The sequence below is a fragment of the Chryseobacterium edaphi genome (assembly GCF_025628985.1).
GTDB classification, from domain to species: Bacteria; Bacteroidota; Bacteroidia; order Flavobacteriales; family Weeksellaceae; genus Chryseobacterium; species Chryseobacterium edaphi.
The window spans coordinates 266,666-281,941 of the sequence record NZ_JAOTEM010000001.1; the positions used below are offsets into that span (position 1 = coordinate 266,666).

At 35.0% G+C, this 15,276-nt stretch carries 14 protein-coding genes and 1 tRNA gene; 8 read left to right on the forward strand and 7 right to left on the reverse strand.

Annotation, left to right across the window (positions count from 1 at the left end; genetic code table 11):
- The first annotated feature begins 62 nt into the window (after positions 1-62).
- Together NZ698_RS01365 and NZ698_RS01370 are read left to right on the forward strand one after the other, a co-directional pair.
- Positions 63-653, forward strand: a complete 591-nt coding sequence (locus NZ698_RS01365; protein ID WP_263001130.1) for a Crp/Fnr family transcriptional regulator — start codon at positions 63-65, stop codon at positions 651-653.
- Between the two features lie 193 nt (positions 654-846).
- Positions 847-1,599, forward strand: coding sequence for an SDR family NAD(P)-dependent oxidoreductase (locus NZ698_RS01370; RefSeq protein WP_263001131.1), 753 nt, complete (start codon positions 847-849; stop codon positions 1,597-1,599).
- A 553-nt stretch (positions 1,600-2,152) separates the two neighbouring features.
- Here NZ698_RS01370 and NZ698_RS01375 read toward each other — a convergent pair.
- The 4 genes from NZ698_RS01375 to NZ698_RS01390 all read right to left on the reverse strand — a co-directional run bounded on the left by NZ698_RS01375 (position 2,153) and on the right by NZ698_RS01390 (position 5,128).
- Positions 2,153-2,911, reverse strand: a complete 759-nt coding sequence (locus tag NZ698_RS01375) for an SDR family NAD(P)-dependent oxidoreductase (protein WP_263001132.1) — start codon at positions 2,909-2,911, stop codon at positions 2,153-2,155.
- 400 nt (positions 2,912-3,311) lie between these two features.
- A complete protein-coding gene (locus NZ698_RS01380; protein ID WP_263001134.1) occupies positions 3,312-3,896 on the reverse strand; it encodes a Crp/Fnr family transcriptional regulator in 585 nt (194 codons plus the stop codon).
- A 313-nt stretch (positions 3,897-4,209) separates the two neighbouring features.
- A tRNA-Leu gene (locus tag NZ698_RS01385) sits at positions 4,210-4,291 on the reverse strand.
- A 69-nt stretch (positions 4,292-4,360) separates the two neighbouring features.
- Complete coding sequence (locus tag NZ698_RS01390; protein ID WP_263001136.1) at positions 4,361-5,128, reverse strand: MBL fold metallo-hydrolase; 768 nt, start codon at positions 5,126-5,128, stop codon at positions 4,361-4,363.
- Between the two features lie 53 nt (positions 5,129-5,181).
- Here NZ698_RS01390 and NZ698_RS01395 point away from each other — a divergent pair, with 53 nt between their 5' ends.
- Together NZ698_RS01395 and NZ698_RS01400 are read left to right on the forward strand one after the other, a co-directional pair.
- Positions 5,182-6,609 (forward strand): TonB-dependent receptor, encoded by a 1,428-nt coding sequence (locus NZ698_RS01395; RefSeq protein WP_263001137.1) that lies wholly within the window; start codon positions 5,182-5,184, stop codon positions 6,607-6,609.
- A gap of 12 nt (positions 6,610-6,621) precedes the next feature.
- Positions 6,622-7,071 (forward strand): GAF domain-containing protein, encoded by a 450-nt coding sequence (locus tag NZ698_RS01400; protein ID WP_115950968.1) that lies wholly within the window; start codon positions 6,622-6,624, stop codon positions 7,069-7,071.
- A gap of 164 nt (positions 7,072-7,235) precedes the next feature.
- On the opposite strand, the gene NZ698_RS01405 is transcribed toward NZ698_RS01400, so the two are convergent.
- The 3 genes from NZ698_RS01405 to NZ698_RS01415 all read right to left on the reverse strand — a co-directional run bounded on the left by NZ698_RS01405 (position 7,236) and on the right by NZ698_RS01415 (position 9,952).
- Positions 7,236-7,964, reverse strand: a complete 729-nt coding sequence (locus NZ698_RS01405; RefSeq protein WP_263001141.1) for an ABC transporter substrate-binding protein — start codon at positions 7,962-7,964, stop codon at positions 7,236-7,238.
- Between the two features lie 23 nt (positions 7,965-7,987).
- Positions 7,988-9,310: a magnesium transporter gene (gene mgtE, locus NZ698_RS01410; protein ID WP_263001143.1), complete on the reverse strand. Its 1,323-nt coding sequence runs from the start codon at positions 9,308-9,310 to the stop codon at positions 7,988-7,990.
- Between the two features lie 84 nt (positions 9,311-9,394).
- The gene (locus NZ698_RS01415) at positions 9,395-9,952 is read right to left on the reverse strand and encodes a pyruvate decarboxylase (protein ID WP_263001144.1); all 558 of its coding nucleotides are present in this window, start codon (positions 9,950-9,952) and stop codon (positions 9,395-9,397) included.
- 172 nt (positions 9,953-10,124) lie between these two features.
- On the opposite strand from NZ698_RS01415, the gene rpsO reads away from it, so the two are divergent.
- The 4 genes from rpsO to NZ698_RS01435 all read left to right on the forward strand — a co-directional run bounded on the left by rpsO (position 10,125) and on the right by NZ698_RS01435 (position 15,256).
- Positions 10,125-10,394 carry a 30S ribosomal protein S15 gene (rpsO, locus tag NZ698_RS01420; RefSeq protein ID WP_263001145.1) on the forward strand — a complete coding sequence of 90 codons (270 nt, stop codon included), beginning with the start codon at positions 10,125-10,127 and terminating at the stop codon, positions 10,392-10,394.
- 150 nt (positions 10,395-10,544) lie between these two features.
- Positions 10,545-11,732 (forward strand): acyloxyacyl hydrolase, encoded by a 1,188-nt coding sequence (locus NZ698_RS01425; protein ID WP_263001146.1) that lies wholly within the window; start codon positions 10,545-10,547, stop codon positions 11,730-11,732.
- A gap of 145 nt (positions 11,733-11,877) precedes the next feature.
- Positions 11,878-14,094: a polyribonucleotide nucleotidyltransferase gene (locus NZ698_RS01430; protein WP_263001147.1), complete on the forward strand. Its 2,217-nt coding sequence runs from the start codon at positions 11,878-11,880 to the stop codon at positions 14,092-14,094.
- A gap of 727 nt (positions 14,095-14,821) precedes the next feature.
- Positions 14,822-15,256: a cold-shock protein gene (locus NZ698_RS01435; RefSeq protein ID WP_263001148.1), complete on the forward strand. Its 435-nt coding sequence runs from the start codon at positions 14,822-14,824 to the stop codon at positions 15,254-15,256.
- The last annotated feature ends 20 nt before the right edge of the window (positions 15,257-15,276 follow it).

The following is a 15,276-nucleotide window of genomic DNA, read 5'->3' on the forward strand; positions in this document are numbered from 1 at the left end:
CAAAAATGAATTTGTATTTAAAAGGACGTCTTACTATATTACAAACAAATAGATATTTATAAATGTCCAATTTTGAAATTTTTTACGATTACATTCAAAAATTGTCCGGAGAAATTCTTTCTGAACATGACAAATTTGTGATTGAGACTCAAATGAAACCCAGAAAATTTAGAAAAAAACAATATTTTCTTCAGGAAGGTGATGTCTGCAAATACACTGGATTTATCGTAAAAGGTTCTGCCAAAACATTTTCTGTGGATGAAGAAGGAAATGAAAACATTCTGAAACTATCTCTCGAGAATTGGTGGCTCACAGATTTTGAAAGTTTTTATCAGCTTACGCCAAGTCGCTACAATATAGAGGCAATGGAGGATCTTGAAGTTTTGCAAACGACAAATGCACAAGTTGAAGAGTTTTTAAAACATATCCCTGCATTTTCAACGATGATGGAGGTCATCAAGCAGAATAATGCAATTGCCAATCAGAAAAGGATGCAAACCGTAATCCGCTATACTGCTGAAGAACGTTATGCCGATTTTGTCAATAATTACCCACACTTTTTACAACGCTTTCCGCAAAATGTGATTGCTTCCTATTTAGGTTTGTCTCCTGAAACCTTGAGCAGATTACGGAAAAAATTAAATTCAAAGTAAATTTACCTTGATGCCTTCTCTGTCATATTTTCCATCTTGTACTTTCTAAAAAATAATTCCTAAACTTCAAATCCTTGACTTGATTTAGATCAAGTGTATTTAATGATTCAGGTCAAGAACGCATTAGTGCTGTGGAAATATCTTTGTGCTATAATTCAAAACAGAATATCTGATAAATTTAAAATGTACAATTATGAGTAAATTAAAAAACAAAGTTGCAGTGATCACCGGAGGTAACAGTGGTATAGGTCTTGGTATTGCGGAGGCATTAAAGAATGAAGGTGCGACAGGAGCAATTGTAGGTAGAAATCAGGAAACTTTAGATAGTGCAGTAGCACTTCTTGGAGATGGTTTTATAGCGATTAATGCAGATGTGACCAAATCAGAAGATCTTGAAAGAGCGTTTAAAACAACATCTGAGAAATTTGGAAAGATTGATATTTTGGTCGCCAATGCAGGTGCTGGAAGTGTAGGAACAGTTGCAACTACTACCGAAGAAGATTATGATAAATTAATGAATTTAAATCTGAAGGCTGTTTATTTTACGGTTCAGAAAGCATTACCATATTTAAATGATGGTAGTTCCATTATTCTTATCGGTTCGAATGCAGCACACCGTGCTTATGCTTCCTTCACACTTTATGGCGCAGCAAAATCTGGTGTAATATATTTGGCAAAAGGATTTTCTACAGATCTTTTAGACAGAAAAATAAGAGCCAATGTAATAACACCAGGTACAACAGATACTCCAGCATTTGAAAAGTTTATCCCCGCTGAGCAAATAGATGCTGTAAAGCAGCAATTCGCTGGAGCTGTGCCTGCTGGAAGGATCGGACAACCTGCTGATATTGGCAATGCTGCAGTATTTTTGGCTTCCGACGATTCATCTTTTATGCTTGGTACTGAAATACTTGTTGATGGGGGAATGACCTATCTTGTAAAGTAGCAGTTAATTCAAATCATTTTTCCAATATCAAAAGTGCCAAATAAGAATATTTGGCACTTTTATTTATGCTAAATACATTATTATCAAAATTTCACCATTTGTTTTTTGTATAATTTTACCTCAGACCTTCAGATAAAAAAGGATTTATATGTATGTCAAAAACATTATCAATTTAAGAATTTTTTTTGTTGGATATTTTCTTTTTATTAAAAACTAAAAACCCCAGAAAATACTGAGGTTTTAATAAACTGTACTGAATTTTTTTTGCGGGACAGAACAAAAACTAACTGCTTCAAATGTTTGCTTTACAAAAAAACGGTGTGTCAACTTGAACATAAATAGCAGCTTTTGCTCCCGACCCCGGTTTTGAGACTTTTTCTATAAAAGTTCAGGCCTTTGCTGTTACTGAACAGAACTTACCTTTAGCAAAAAAATGACTGGCAGCGGCTTTACCTATGTTTTCCGCCCCGATGATACCTATAGTTTCGTAATTTAATTATTGAGCATTTTTGTGGGAATAAACTTTGCAATTTTTCATTTTTGCAGCTACGATTTAGAAACCATACATACCACCTGAAACGGAAATCTGCTCACCCGTGATCCATGCTGCATCATCAGAAGCCAAAAATACCGAGGCTTTCGCAATATCTTCAGGCTGTCCTCTGCGGCCCAGCGGAGTTTTTTCAACAAACATCTTTTCATAATCACTGCCAGTTGTTACACCCGCATTCGTTGCACCTTCTGTATCTGTAGCACCCGGTAAAATGGAATTGATACGAATGTTTTTTGCGCCTAATTCTTTAGACAATGCAATGGTGAAAGCGTCTATTGCAGCCTTGGTTGCAGAATAAACTGATGCATTAGGAAGTGGCGATTTACTTGCGCCTGAACTGATATTGATGATATTTCCACCTTTTTCTCCAAAAAGTTTCAAAGCGGACTGGATAGTCAATATAGTTCCTAATACATTAACGTTAAAACTTCTATGGAAATCTTCCACCGTAATTTGTTCAATTGCTGCAAATCCTTGCGATACGGCATTGTTAACTAAGATATCAAGCGTGCCGAAAGCCCTTTTTGTTTCTTCAAACAATCTGTTCACGTCCGCTTCATTGGATACGTCGGCCTGTACGGCTATGGCAACACCACCATGATCGGTGATCACTTTTACCACATTCTCCGCAGCTTCTTTACTGGAAGCGTAATTTACAACAACCTTTGCTCCTTCGTGCGCAAGATGTTTTGCAATAGCCGCGCCTATACCTTTAGCAGCACCGGTAACTATCGCTACCTTATTTTCTAATTTACTCATGATTTTATTATTAATTTGATTAATACTTTTCAGATTTTTACGCTCTGAATTCGATTACAAAGTTGCAGGATCACATCAAGTTGTGCATTGATATTCATCACTGTTTAATGGTGATAAATATCAATTGAAACCAATGACTTTAATCAGGAAATATTAGTAAATGATTGTAAAATAGAATTTTATGAAAATGAAAAAATCAAAAGTTCCAGATGGAGTAGAATAGCAAGCGCCTAGAATCTTTTCTTAAAACTTTTTGATTTGTTGAAAACTGTGATCTTAAACAAATAAAAATTGAGATATCAGGAAGAACAAATTAACAAAGGTTTTAAAGAATCAAGCATTCATTATTAAGATATTGTAACAAAAGGAGAGAGGATTTCAATACTTTTGTGCAAAGGATTTATTTCAACGCATTTTTCTTGATTCTACTAAGAGTTTCAGAAGATAATCCAAGGTAAGAAGCAATCATTTGCTGCGAAAATCGCTGTAAAAAATACGGATAGTTTTTCACTAGTTCCTCATATCGTTCTTCAGCCGAGTAGTTAATTGTGTTCATTCTTTTTTGCGAAGCAATAGTACTATTTTGACTGATTATGTCTGACATTGCTGAAAAGGCGGGAATATCTTTGAGAAATTCCCCAATTTCTGCATTTGTTGTTTGCAGTAGTTCCAAATCTTCTAACGCTTCGATATTATAGAGGCTTGGCGTCAAACGGTAAAAGCTTTCGAAATCTGTGAGCCACCAACTTTCCACAGATAATCTCAATATATGTTCGTGTCCTTTTTCATCTACTGTAAATGTCCTGGCAGAACCTTTCACAATAAACGCAATAAATTTGCAAACGTCGCCTTCCTGTAGAAAATATTGTCGTTTTCGAAGTTTTCGAGGTTTAAAATGCGCTGTAAGTAATAGCTTATCTTCTTCCGACAGTATCTTGCCTGATATTTCTTGAATGTAATCGAAAAATATTTCAAAATTGGACATTGTAAAAAATACTTAAAGGCCTGCAATTTACTCAATTTTAAACATATCTCAAAGCTATGAATAGCGTTTAGTGGTAAGCTAGTCGAACTGTATTTCTAAACACCTGCACTAGCTAATGGTTCAATTATGATATGATACTATAAAATAAAATCTATCACAACGTAGACTTTAACTAATTGATTATTAGTTTTTTTATCGATTTTTATCGAAATATTTGAAAAATTTTTGATTTTAATTATTTTCTAAGTATTTGAATTTCAGTGTCTAAAAAATAGAAAAAGCAATCTATAAAATAGATTGCTTTTAACTGTTGTACCCAGTGCCGGAATCGAACCGGCACATCTTTCGATACTAGAGTTTGAGTCTAGCGCGTCTACCAATTCCGCCAACTGGGCTTGTTTTAAATTGGTGTGCAAATATAGAAAAGTTTTTGATATGTTCAAAAACTTTTTGCAAACTTTTCTTTAAAAATTAATCTCCAAACCATCGTAAGAAAAGTGTATTCCGGCAGGAAGTAACTTATCTTCAATATCATGCAATCCGAAATGATGACTGATGTGGGTTAAAAATAATTTTTTAGGTTGTAGTTCTTCGTATAATTTTATGACGTCTGCCAACACAAAATGTGCAGGATGAGGATCAAATTTGCGGATGCAGTTCAAAATTAGAACATCCAGATCATGTAATTTTTCCTTTTCCGTTTCAGAGATAAAACCGGCATCTGTGATGTAAGCTAAGTTTTTAAATTTATATCCGAAAACAGTTATTTTGTAATGAATAACTTCAATTGGAGTAATTGTAAGATCTAAAACTTCAAAAGGTTTATTTTCAATAGTATGAAGATCAAATGCAGGAGCTCCGGGATATCTTTCATCCACAAAAGCATACGGAAAACGGTTTTTAACTTCATTCCCCACTCTTTCGCTGCTATAAAGAGGCATGTTTTTTCCGCTCTTAAAAATTAAAGGACGCATATCATCAAGACCAATAACGTGATCGTTATGTTCATGAGTAAGAAGTGCAATATCCACGTGATTTTCTTGATTGATCAGCATCTGCTGTCTGAAATCGGGACCGCAATCGATGAGAATTTTTTTGTTTTCATCGGTTGTTACCATTGCAGAAGCCCTGAAACGCTTATCTTTCGGATTTTTCGAGGTACATACCTCGCAAGTGCAGCCAATAACGGGAACGCCCTGAGAAGTTCCGGTTCCTAAAAATTTCAACTTCATTTGTTTTGAGGTTGGTTTAATTTTGGTAAATTTACGAAAAATTTAATGTCCTAATGTATCAGAAACTAACTCCTAAACAAAAAGCATTAACAATTAATCTAGATCCTACTATTTATGGTACTTTCGCAGAAATTGGAGCAGGACAGGAAACTGTACGACACTTTTTTAGAGCAGGGGGAGCTTCCGGTACAATTGCTAAGGCGATGTCAGCTTATGACAAAGATTTTAGTGATGCCATCTACGGAAAAGAGGTTAAAAACAGATATGTGACCCAAAACAGACTTCGAAAAATGCTTCGCTACGAAGTTGCTTTGATCGAAGAAAGAATTTCCAGAGAGAACAGCCCAAACAGAAAGTTTTTTTCTTACGCAAATACGGTAACTACCATTAATTTTGACAAAACGGTAAAAGGTCACGGTTGGGTAGGAATTCGTTTTCAGGTAAAGGAAAATGAAGATTATAATGAAGTGGTGATTCACGTAAAATTTAAAGAGAATGATGCTACTTTGCAGCAGGAAACTCTTGGGAATTTGGGGGTGAATCTTATTTTCGGAGCATTTACTTATTTTGATAATCCGAGAAGGTTGATTGAGTCTCTTTATGACGACGTGGCAACAGACAATCTTGAAATTGATATGATTGATTTCAGCGGTCCTGCTTTCGCTTATGTTGACAATAGACTGATGTCTCTTCAATTGGTGAAAAACAACATGACCGATGCGGTAATCTTTAACTCTCAAGGAAACAATATGCTTCCTGCAGATGTTTTGTACAAAAAAAATATTTTTGCGGTAAGAGGAAGTTTCAGACCGGTGACGAGAGTGAATATCGATATGCTCAGAAACGGAATGGATATGTTTCTGAAAGATGCTATTTGTACTCAGGAGGAAACAGAAGTTTTGATCGAAATTACCATCTCAAACCTTCGTGCAGATGGAGATATTGATGAACGTGATTTCTTGGATAGAGTAGACGTTCTTGGTAAATTAGGGTATACTGTAATTATTTCAAACTTCTCAGAATATTACAGACTGATTGACTATTTCTCTCATTATACAAATGGTGACATTGGTGTTGCGATGGGAGTAAATAACATGTTGATGGTATTTGACGAGAAGTATTACAAAGATTTATCTGGTGGAATTTTGGAAGCCTTCGGTAAATTTTTCCGAAATGGGATGAGAGTGTATCTTTATCCTTACAAAGATCCTGAAACTCACGAATTGCTGGATTCTGAAAACTTAAAGGTTGGAGATAGTCTGAAGGAATTATATAAATATTTCAAATTGAATAACCGTATTGTAGATATTAAAAACTACGATCCTGAGTTTTTGGAAATTTATTCGAGAGAAATCCTGAGAAAAATTGCCTGCAACGTAAGCGGTTGGGAAAATCAGGTGCCGGAAGGTGTTGCTGAAATGATAAAAGACAGAGGAATGTTTGGTTACAAACAGGAGCTTTCTCTAAAACAATTTTCTTAAAACAAATTTAAAATGTCTGAATTAAAAAAAAGACTTTCGTCTATTCTTGAAAGTCCAAAACATAATACTGAGGAGAAACTTGAAAAAGTTTGTCATTTGCTGGACCAGGAAATTTCTTATTTCAACTGGACTGGTTTTTATTTCAAAAACGGTGATAAAGACGAGTTGAAATTAGGTCCTTACGTTGGTGCAGAAACCGATCATATCATTATTCCTTATGGAAAAGGAATTTGCGGACAGGTTGCCGTTTCAAACGAAACGTTCATCGTTCCGGATGTTCATTTGCAGGATAATTATCTGAGCTGTTCGATCGACACAAAAGCGGAAATTGTAGTTCCTATCTTTAAAAACGGTGAAAATATCGGTCAGATCGATATCGATTCTCATACCATCGACCCTTTTACAAAAGAAGATTTAGAATTGCTGGAATGGCTTTGTAATGAGGTTTCCAAGATTTTATAATCTTATTAAAATTAAAATATAAACTCCGATTTTTTGTCGGAGTTTTCTGTTTGAAATTTTAGCAAATATAATCAACCGCAAAGTTTATCATTTAGTAGGAATCTCAACAGCGTAGAAAAATTCAAACATTTAGATTCCTACAAAATGACAAAGTCTATGTTTAATTAATTATTAAATTCAGCGATCAAATCCCTAAAATAATCCTCACACTTCGCAATATGCGTTCCGTACCATGAGAACGCTTCTCCATCAACGATGATTATTTTCTTTTCGGAATAAAATGCTTTCAGTTCTGCAATATGTTTTTCTTTAAAAGGAAAAGGCTCTGAAGAAAGCATGATCACATCAGCTTCAGCCAAATCTTCAGTATGAATTTCAGGATAACGGGTTTGATTTTTAAAGATATTTTCAAAGCCAATTTCCGAAAGAATATTATGAATAAAAGTATCTGAACCAACCGTCATATAAGGATTCTTCCAAATTAAATACGCAGCTTTTATTTTTGAATTTACTTTTGCTTCGTTGAGAATTTCGTAAATTTTTAAATTAAAAATCTGCGCTCTTTCTTCTTTATTAAAAAGTAAACCCAAATTTTTAACTAAATAATAATTGTCTTCAATCGTTTCCGTATTGTAAACGATCACCTTGAAATCTTTCATTAAAATTTCAACTTGTTCCTTAATATTTTCTTCTTTATTGGCTAAAATTAAATCAGGTTTTAAAGATTTTATTTTCTCAAGATTAAGGTTTTTTGTTCCACCGATTATTTCTATATTTTTTACCTTTTCTTCAGGATGAACACAGAATTTTGTCCTTCCAATGACTTCATCTTCGGTTAATCCCAAATCAAATAAAGCTTCAGTAATTGAAGGAACTAAAGAAATAACTTTCATAAAATTTTAGACTTTGCTTAAAATTACAAAAGTTTTCCGGTTAAGAACATTCCGGCAATCGTAAAATAAATTATTAAACCTGTAACGTCAACCAATGTCGCCACAAATGGAGCGGAAGAAGTAGCCGGATCAAGATTGAATTTTTTAAGAATAAAGGGCACCATTGATCCTGATAAAGTTCCCCAAAGTACGATCATGGCAAGCGAAATTCCTGCGCTGAGTGCGATAAAAAACCAATAGTCACCATAGTCAAACCATCTCATTTCATGCCAGATCATGATTCTGAAAAAACCGATTACTCCTAAGAATGTTCCTAAAATCAGACCTGTTACCAATTCTTTTTTCATGACAACCCACCAATCTTTGATGGTAATTTCCTGAAGCGCCATTGCACGGATAATCAAAGTCGCAGCCTGCGAACCTGAATTTCCACCACTTGATATAATTAAAGGAATAAAAAGTGCCAAAACAACGGCTTTCTCAATTTCGTTTTCATAATATCCCATCACAGAAGCGGTAATCAGTTGCAGAAAAAATAAAACAATCAGCCAAAGACCTCTTTTTTTGATCATTTCAAACCAATGCGTCTGAATATAGGGATCATCCAAAGCTTCAACACCCCCAAATTTCTGAATATCTTCAGTGTTTTGGGATTCAATTTGATCTAAAATATCATCAATTGTAACAATTCCTACCAAAACTCCTGCATCGGTAATAATCGGAAGTGCGGTACGGTCATATTTTTCAAAGTAAGTTACTGCATCTTCTTTTGATGTTGTTGTTTTAATGGCAACAAACTGATTGTCTGTAAGATCAGAAACTAAAGTATCTTCTTCAACCAGTAGTAAACTTCCCAATGCCAAATCGTCAATCAATCGGTTTCTCTCATCAACTACATACAAATGGTTGATGGTTTCTACTCTTTTTCCAACTTTTTTGATTTGCTGAAGACATCTTTTTACCGTCCATTCTTTCCTAATTTGGATGTAATAAGGTGTCATCAAACGGGCAATAGAATCAGAATCATAACCCAAAAGCTTCAGTGCGATTCTTCTTTCCTGTGGATTAAGGTGATTGATTGAGTATTTAATCAATTCATCCGGGAAATCTTCAAAAAGTGCAGTTCTGTCATCGGGAGTCATCGCATTCAGAATCTCCGAAACTTCGTCGCTGCCGATGCTTCTGATGGTTTCTTCTTGGAAATCAGGATCTAAGTGGGAAAAAACATCTGCTTTATAATCTTTCGGAACTTTTAGAAAAGCCAATAGCCTTTCATCAGCATGAAGTTCGCTAAGTCTTTCGGCAATATCGGCTGGATTAAAGGTAAGTTCGTCTGTATGATTCAAAACCTGAATTTTTTGGATAAGCAAAAATAATTCAAATTTTCAACAAACGAGTACGATAGTAGAAATTTAAGGATTTATTAAAGCTTAAAAACCTGCTTCTGAAGAGGGTTTCAGTTTTCGCAGTTCTTTTAAGATGTTTTTCATTGCTCCATTGGTGCCGATCTTGATTGAATTTGCTGCAGAACCCAAGAGACGCATGTTTTTGCGATAAGTATCATAGTCTGAAGATGCTATGAAATTTCCTTCCGAATCAAATAGTTTTAAGCTTATAACAACCTGATTGGAAAATACATATTTTCCTAATCCTACTTTAAAATATTTTACTTTAGGAACAATGACAAAGTCTGCATCATTGTTTTTGCTGTATTCCAAAATGGTTTTTGAATCAATGCTGTCGTAAGAAACCTGAACTTCCGATCTCAGCATTTTATTTCTTCTGAATGCACTTACATTATCTGAAACCGCGCTGAAAAATGCGTGGTTCGTTGGTTCTTTAATTTCCTCCAAGTCAGGTTCAACTTCAGGATTGAAGTATAAGATTTTCTTAATTTTGTCGTGAGTGTTGGCTTTCTGCGCTTTTAGGGTAGAAAGACTGCTTATAAAGACAGTGAAAATCAATGTATAAAGTAAAAATTTTTTCATCTTTTCGTCTATGCAAAACTACTGCCTTTTAACGGGATAACATAATTTTATTAAGAAATTTTTAACATATTTTTCTATTAAATTAGATTTATGGTATCAATAATGTTTGGGTGATTTAGAAAATAGTCGTACTTTTGCAGCCGTTACATAATAATCATTAAACAATATTGGAATGTACTTAACAACAGAAAAAAAGTCAGAAATTTTCGCAAAACATGGAAAATCTGCACAAGACACAGGAAGCGCTGAAGGACAGGTAGCTCTATTTACTTTTAGAATTAACCACTTATCTCAGCATTTGAAGGCTAATCGTCACGATTTCAACACTGAGAGATCTTTGGTGAAATTAGTAGGTAAGAGAAAAAGCTTATTAGATTATCTTAAGAAAAAAGATATCACAAGATACAGAGCAATTATTGCTGAACTTGGTTTAAGAAAATAATCGATCCGATTTCCAAAAATAAAAGCAACTTCGCAAGGAGTTGCTTTTTTATGTTTAATGTGAAACTACCATTAAATGTTTCCGTAATCTTTATCTACTTTGATAAAAAGAATATTTAAATTTGCGCTTTTCACATTTTAAATAAAGAGTTTGAAACACTTTTACCAATATTTTTTTCTTCTCATATCTTCTTTTTTCTTTTCACAGGACTTAGATACCATTCCCAAATCAAATTTGAGAGGAACTGTAAGCATGCAGATCGGAACATTTTTAGGCACAAATGATTATCTGAAAACTCTTGATCATAGAGAGTTTATTGGGGCAGCTGCTGAACTTACCGTACAAACTGACGGAAGTCAGGAATGGCACAAAAGATTTGGCAGACCATATTACGGAGGAGGAATTATCGCTTTTGATTTCTTGAAAAACAGTGAAATGGGAAGACCTTTTGCTGTTTACGGTACTTTTGGGGGAGTTATTAAAGAAACAAAAAAGCATTCATGGAATTATGAGACAAGTGGTGGATTTGCTTTTGGCTGGACTCCTTATGACCTAAGAAAAGGGTATAATAATCAGACATTCGGTTCATCTGTCAGTATTTATATTAATTTAGGAGCTAGTTACAAATATTATTTAGGGAAACATCTGGATTTAGGTTTGGGAATGAATTTTAATCATTTTTCAAACGGTGCTTTGAAACTTCCGAATAAAGGTCTGAATACTTTTTCTCCAAAATTGTCTCTGACGTATCATTTTGATGATAGACAATTCGCCCCACAAGATTCTTTATCGAAATTTGATAAATATTCAACGTTGGATGTCAATGTTTTCGGCGGGGTAAGACATTCTATTTTTTATGGCGTAGATCCAGGTTTTCAAGCTTCAGAGGTCGATATGATTAAGAAATTTGAAGGTAAGTATTATCAGAATTGGGGGATAGAAACAGTTTATCATAGGCAGGTAACGTACAAATCATCACTTGGTTTGGGAATTGGTGTCATGTATGATGAAGATTATAATCACAGGTTTTATCAGGATGAAAATGGAGAAATTCAAACTGCAAGAAGATTTACGCATGATAATTTACTTCTGAATATTTTTCCGTCTTACCGACTTTCTATTTCTAAATTTGCCATTCAGATTCAGCCGGGATTTTATTTATTTAAAAAAGAGATAGACCGACGTTATGACAAAACAATTTTCTATCAGAGAGTAGGATTTCAATATACAATCGGAAAGAATTTGTTAATAGGAATTGGTTTGAAATCATTTAAATTCCACAAAGCTGATTATATTGAGTGGAGACTGGGTTACAGGATTTTTACTAAGAAAAATTAATATTTTAGTTGAAATTAATATGAATATTTCTTCTTATTAACTTTAAATCTTCTATTTAAAACAAAAGCATTAAATTTGCAAACGAAATTTAGACGAAATATAAATAATTAAAGCGCTCAATACGGAGTGCAACACAAAACAATTTATGAGTATACCTCAAGCAATTACAGAAACGATCATTCTTGCAGACGGCAGAGAGATCACTTTAGAAACAGGAAAACTGGCGAAACAAGCGGACGGTTCTGTTGTAGTAAAAATTGGCGGAACAATGCTTTTAGCAACTGTTGTAGCCAGCAAAGAAGCAAAAGATGGTGTAGATTTCTTACCATTGACAGTAGATTACAGAGAAAAATTCTACGCAGGTGGAAAAATCCCTGGAAACTTTTTTAGAAGAGAAGCGAGACCATCTGATCAGGAAATCCTGACGATGCGTTTGGTAGACAGAGTTCTGAGACCATTATTCCCTGAAGATTTCCACGCGGAAGTTCAGGTGATGATTTCATTAATTTCTTATGACGGACAGTCAATTCCTGACGATTTAGCAGGTTTGGCAGCGTCTGCAGCAATTGCGATTACCGATATTCCTTTCAACGGACCGATGTCTGAAGTAAGAGTAGTAAGAATTGACGGAAAATTAGCGGTAAACCCTAATTTCGAAGATCTTAAACTGGCTGACCTTGACATCATGGTTGGAGCAACCAAAGATTCTATCGTAATGGTGGAAGGTGAAATGAAAGAAATTACTGAAGCAGAAATGCTTGAAGCGATTACTTTTGCTCACGAAGAAATCAAAAAACAAGTTGAAGCTCAGGAAAGATTGGCTGAAAAAGTAGGCAAATCATTCCCAAAAAGAGAATACAGCCACGAAAATCACGACGAAGCAATCCGTGAGAAAGTATGGAAAGAAACATACGATAAAGTATACGAAGTAGCAAAAATTCCTTCAGGAAAGGAGGAGAGAGGTGAAAAATTCAAAGCTGTATTGGCTGAGTTTTTAGCTCAGTATGTAGAGCATGCTGAAGAGCTTGAAAGAGTTACTCCTTTCGCTAAAGTATATTTCCACGATGTAGAAAAAGAAGCGATGCGTCAGATGATTATCAATGATAAAATCCGTCTTGATGGTCGTGATCCTCAAACGATTCGTCCGATCTGGAGCGAAATCGACTATTTACCGGGAGCTCACGGTTCTGCAATCTTTACAAGAGGTGAAACTCAATCTTTAACGGCTGTAACTTTAGGTTCAGTAAAAGATGCAAACATGGTAGACAGCGTAATGGTAAACTATGACGAAAGATTCTTCTTACATTATAACTTCCCGCCGTTCTCAACTGGTGAAGCGCGTCCTTTAAGAGGAACTTCAAGAAGAGAAGTAGGTCACGGAAACTTAGCTCAGAGAGCTTTGGCAAACATGATCCCGGAAGAAAATCCTTATACAATCCGTATCGTTTCTGATATTTTAGAATCAAACGGATCATCTTCTATGGCAACTGTCTGTGCAGGAACTTTAGCATTGATGGATGCGGGTGTTCAGATCAAGAAACCGGTTTCAGGTATTGCAATGGGATTGGTAACGGATATTAAAACAGGAAAATTCACTGTACTTTCTGATATCTTAGGAGACGAAGATCACTTAGGTGATATGGACTTTAAAGTAACAGGAACTGCAGACGGAATCACCGCTTGCCAGATGGATATCAAAATCCAGGGATTGTCTATGGACATTATGGAGAAAGCACTTCTACAGGCAAGAGACGGAAGACTTCACATTCTTGATAAATTGAATGAAACGATTTCTGCTCCAAGAGAAGACGTGAAACCTCACGCTCCGAAAATGGTAATGTTGGAGATCTCTAAAGATTTCATCGGTGCTGTAATCGGACCTGGTGGAAAAATCATCCAGCAGATGCAGAAAGATACCGATACTGTGATCGCAATTGAAGAAGTTGGCGAAATCGGTAGAATCGAAATTTCTGGAGTGAGCAGAGAGAAAATCAACGAAGCGATTGCGAGAATCAACGAGATTACTTTTGTACCGACTGTAGGTGAAGTTTACCAGGGGAAAGTAGTGAAAGTAATGGATTTTGGAGCATTCGTAGCGATTGCAAAAGGTACTGAAGGATTACTTCACATCTCTGAAATCGAATGGGCTCGTCTTGATAAAGTTCCTTACAAAGAAGGTGACGAAGTTGAGGTGAAATTTATGGGTTATGATGACCGTAAAAAAATGAAACTTTCAAGAAAAGTTTTATTGCCAAGACCAGAAAGACCGGCACCAAAGCCAAGAAATGAAGGTAACGTAAACCCTGAAGGTAAAGACCGTCCGGGAGAACACAAGCCTTTGAACGAACCACAACAGGACTAATCATCCCAGTATATAGAATCCCTCTTTTGAGGGATTTTTTTTATCTTAATAGTGTGGAAGATTTATTTTTCGTTTAAAATTAATTGAACCACTAAACCTTTTTTTAATCACAAAGGTCACAAAGTCTTTAGCACAAGGTTTCACTATGACTTTTCGTAAGTTTTTAAATTGGTTTTATAATTCTTTGTGTATCCTTTGTGAAAATCTTTGTGTCTTTGTGGTGAAATTCTTCTAATATATTATCCGGCAACTGGTTTTGCTTTAGAAATTAACTGAAATTCAATAAATTAAATAATAGTCGTCATATTCCGTGGAATTGTCGTATATTTGTACTATAATTAAGAAGAAGGTTTCTGCTTTTCTTTAACTATTACAGTTTAGAATACTCTTTATCCCTCAGTTTTCTTTATTCTGACTGCCGTCTTTTCACTTTTATTTTTCTAAATAATACTTGTGCCGGCAAAATGAATCACCAATAACTGACCAACGACCAGAACACCTTTTTACTTCTTTTTCAGGAGGCAAAAGTGATTAAAGTAATCAAACCAACTTCCCGGCAACGATCGTAAATCCTAAAAAATTTATTATCTGAATGAAGCGGAATCATTAGAAGAATTCAACAGAAATCTTTTTATGATGATCGATAATACCCTTTGATGAGCTTATCAATTTTAAAGATGGTGAATCAAAATTTAGTCAAGAAATAACAATTAATATACAATAATATATGGCGGATTCTTTCTCAAAAAAAGAAAACTTTAAGAAAAAATTACAGAAGCAAAAGGAAAAAGCGATACGTCGCGAAGACCGAAAAAACAGCAATGACAAAGGAAAAAGTCTTGATGATATGATCATGTATGTAGATGCAAACGGTCAGTTGACAAGTACTCCTCCCGATAACTCTAATGCAGAAGCTATCAACTTAGATAACATTCAGTTGGGTGCGGCTCCGATTCAGGAAGAAGATCCGATCAAATCTGGTATCGTTACATTTTTCAGCGACAAAGGTTACGGATTTATCACAGAAGACAGCTCTAAAGAGAACGTTTTCTTCCACAGTAACAACTGTGTGGATATCATCAAAAAAGGAAACAAAGTATCTTTCGAGAAAGAAAGATCACCAAAAGGTTTCTCTGCGATCAATATCAAAATCATCAGATAGTTTTAAAACTATATATAAAA

Bases quoted from the DNA above. Each gene is read 5' to 3' on its own strand.
- NZ698_RS01365 (WP_263001130.1), top strand. From the start codon at position 63: ATGTCCAATTTTGAAATTTTTTACGATTACATTCAAAAATTGTCCGGA.
- NZ698_RS01370 (WP_263001131.1), top strand. From the start codon at position 847: ATGAGTAAATTAAAAAACAAAGTTGCAGTGATCACCGGAGGTAACAGT.
- NZ698_RS01375 (WP_263001132.1), bottom strand. From the start codon at position 2,911: ATGAGTAAATTAGAAAATAAGGTAGCGATAGTTACCGGTGCTGCTAAA.
- NZ698_RS01380 (WP_263001134.1), bottom strand. From the start codon at position 3,896: ATGTCCAATTTTGAAATATTTTTCGATTACATTCAAGAAATATCAGGC.
- NZ698_RS01390 (WP_263001136.1), bottom strand. From the start codon at position 5,128: ATGAAGTTGAAATTTTTAGGAACCGGAACTTCTCAGGGCGTTCCCGTT.
- NZ698_RS01395 (WP_263001137.1), top strand. From the start codon at position 5,182: ATGTATCAGAAACTAACTCCTAAACAAAAAGCATTAACAATTAATCTA.
- NZ698_RS01400 (WP_115950968.1), top strand. From the start codon at position 6,622: ATGTCTGAATTAAAAAAAAGACTTTCGTCTATTCTTGAAAGTCCAAAA.
- NZ698_RS01405 (WP_263001141.1), bottom strand. From the start codon at position 7,964: ATGAAAGTTATTTCTTTAGTTCCTTCAATTACTGAAGCTTTATTTGAT.
- NZ698_RS01415 (WP_263001144.1), bottom strand. From the start codon at position 9,952: ATGAAAAAATTTTTACTTTATACATTGATTTTCACTGTCTTTATAAGC.
- rpsO (WP_263001145.1), top strand. From the start codon at position 10,125: ATGTACTTAACAACAGAAAAAAAGTCAGAAATTTTCGCAAAACATGGA.
- NZ698_RS01430 (WP_263001147.1), top strand. From the start codon at position 11,878: ATGAGTATACCTCAAGCAATTACAGAAACGATCATTCTTGCAGACGGC.
- NZ698_RS01435 (WP_263001148.1), top strand. From the start codon at position 14,822: ATGGCGGATTCTTTCTCAAAAAAAGAAAACTTTAAGAAAAAATTACAG.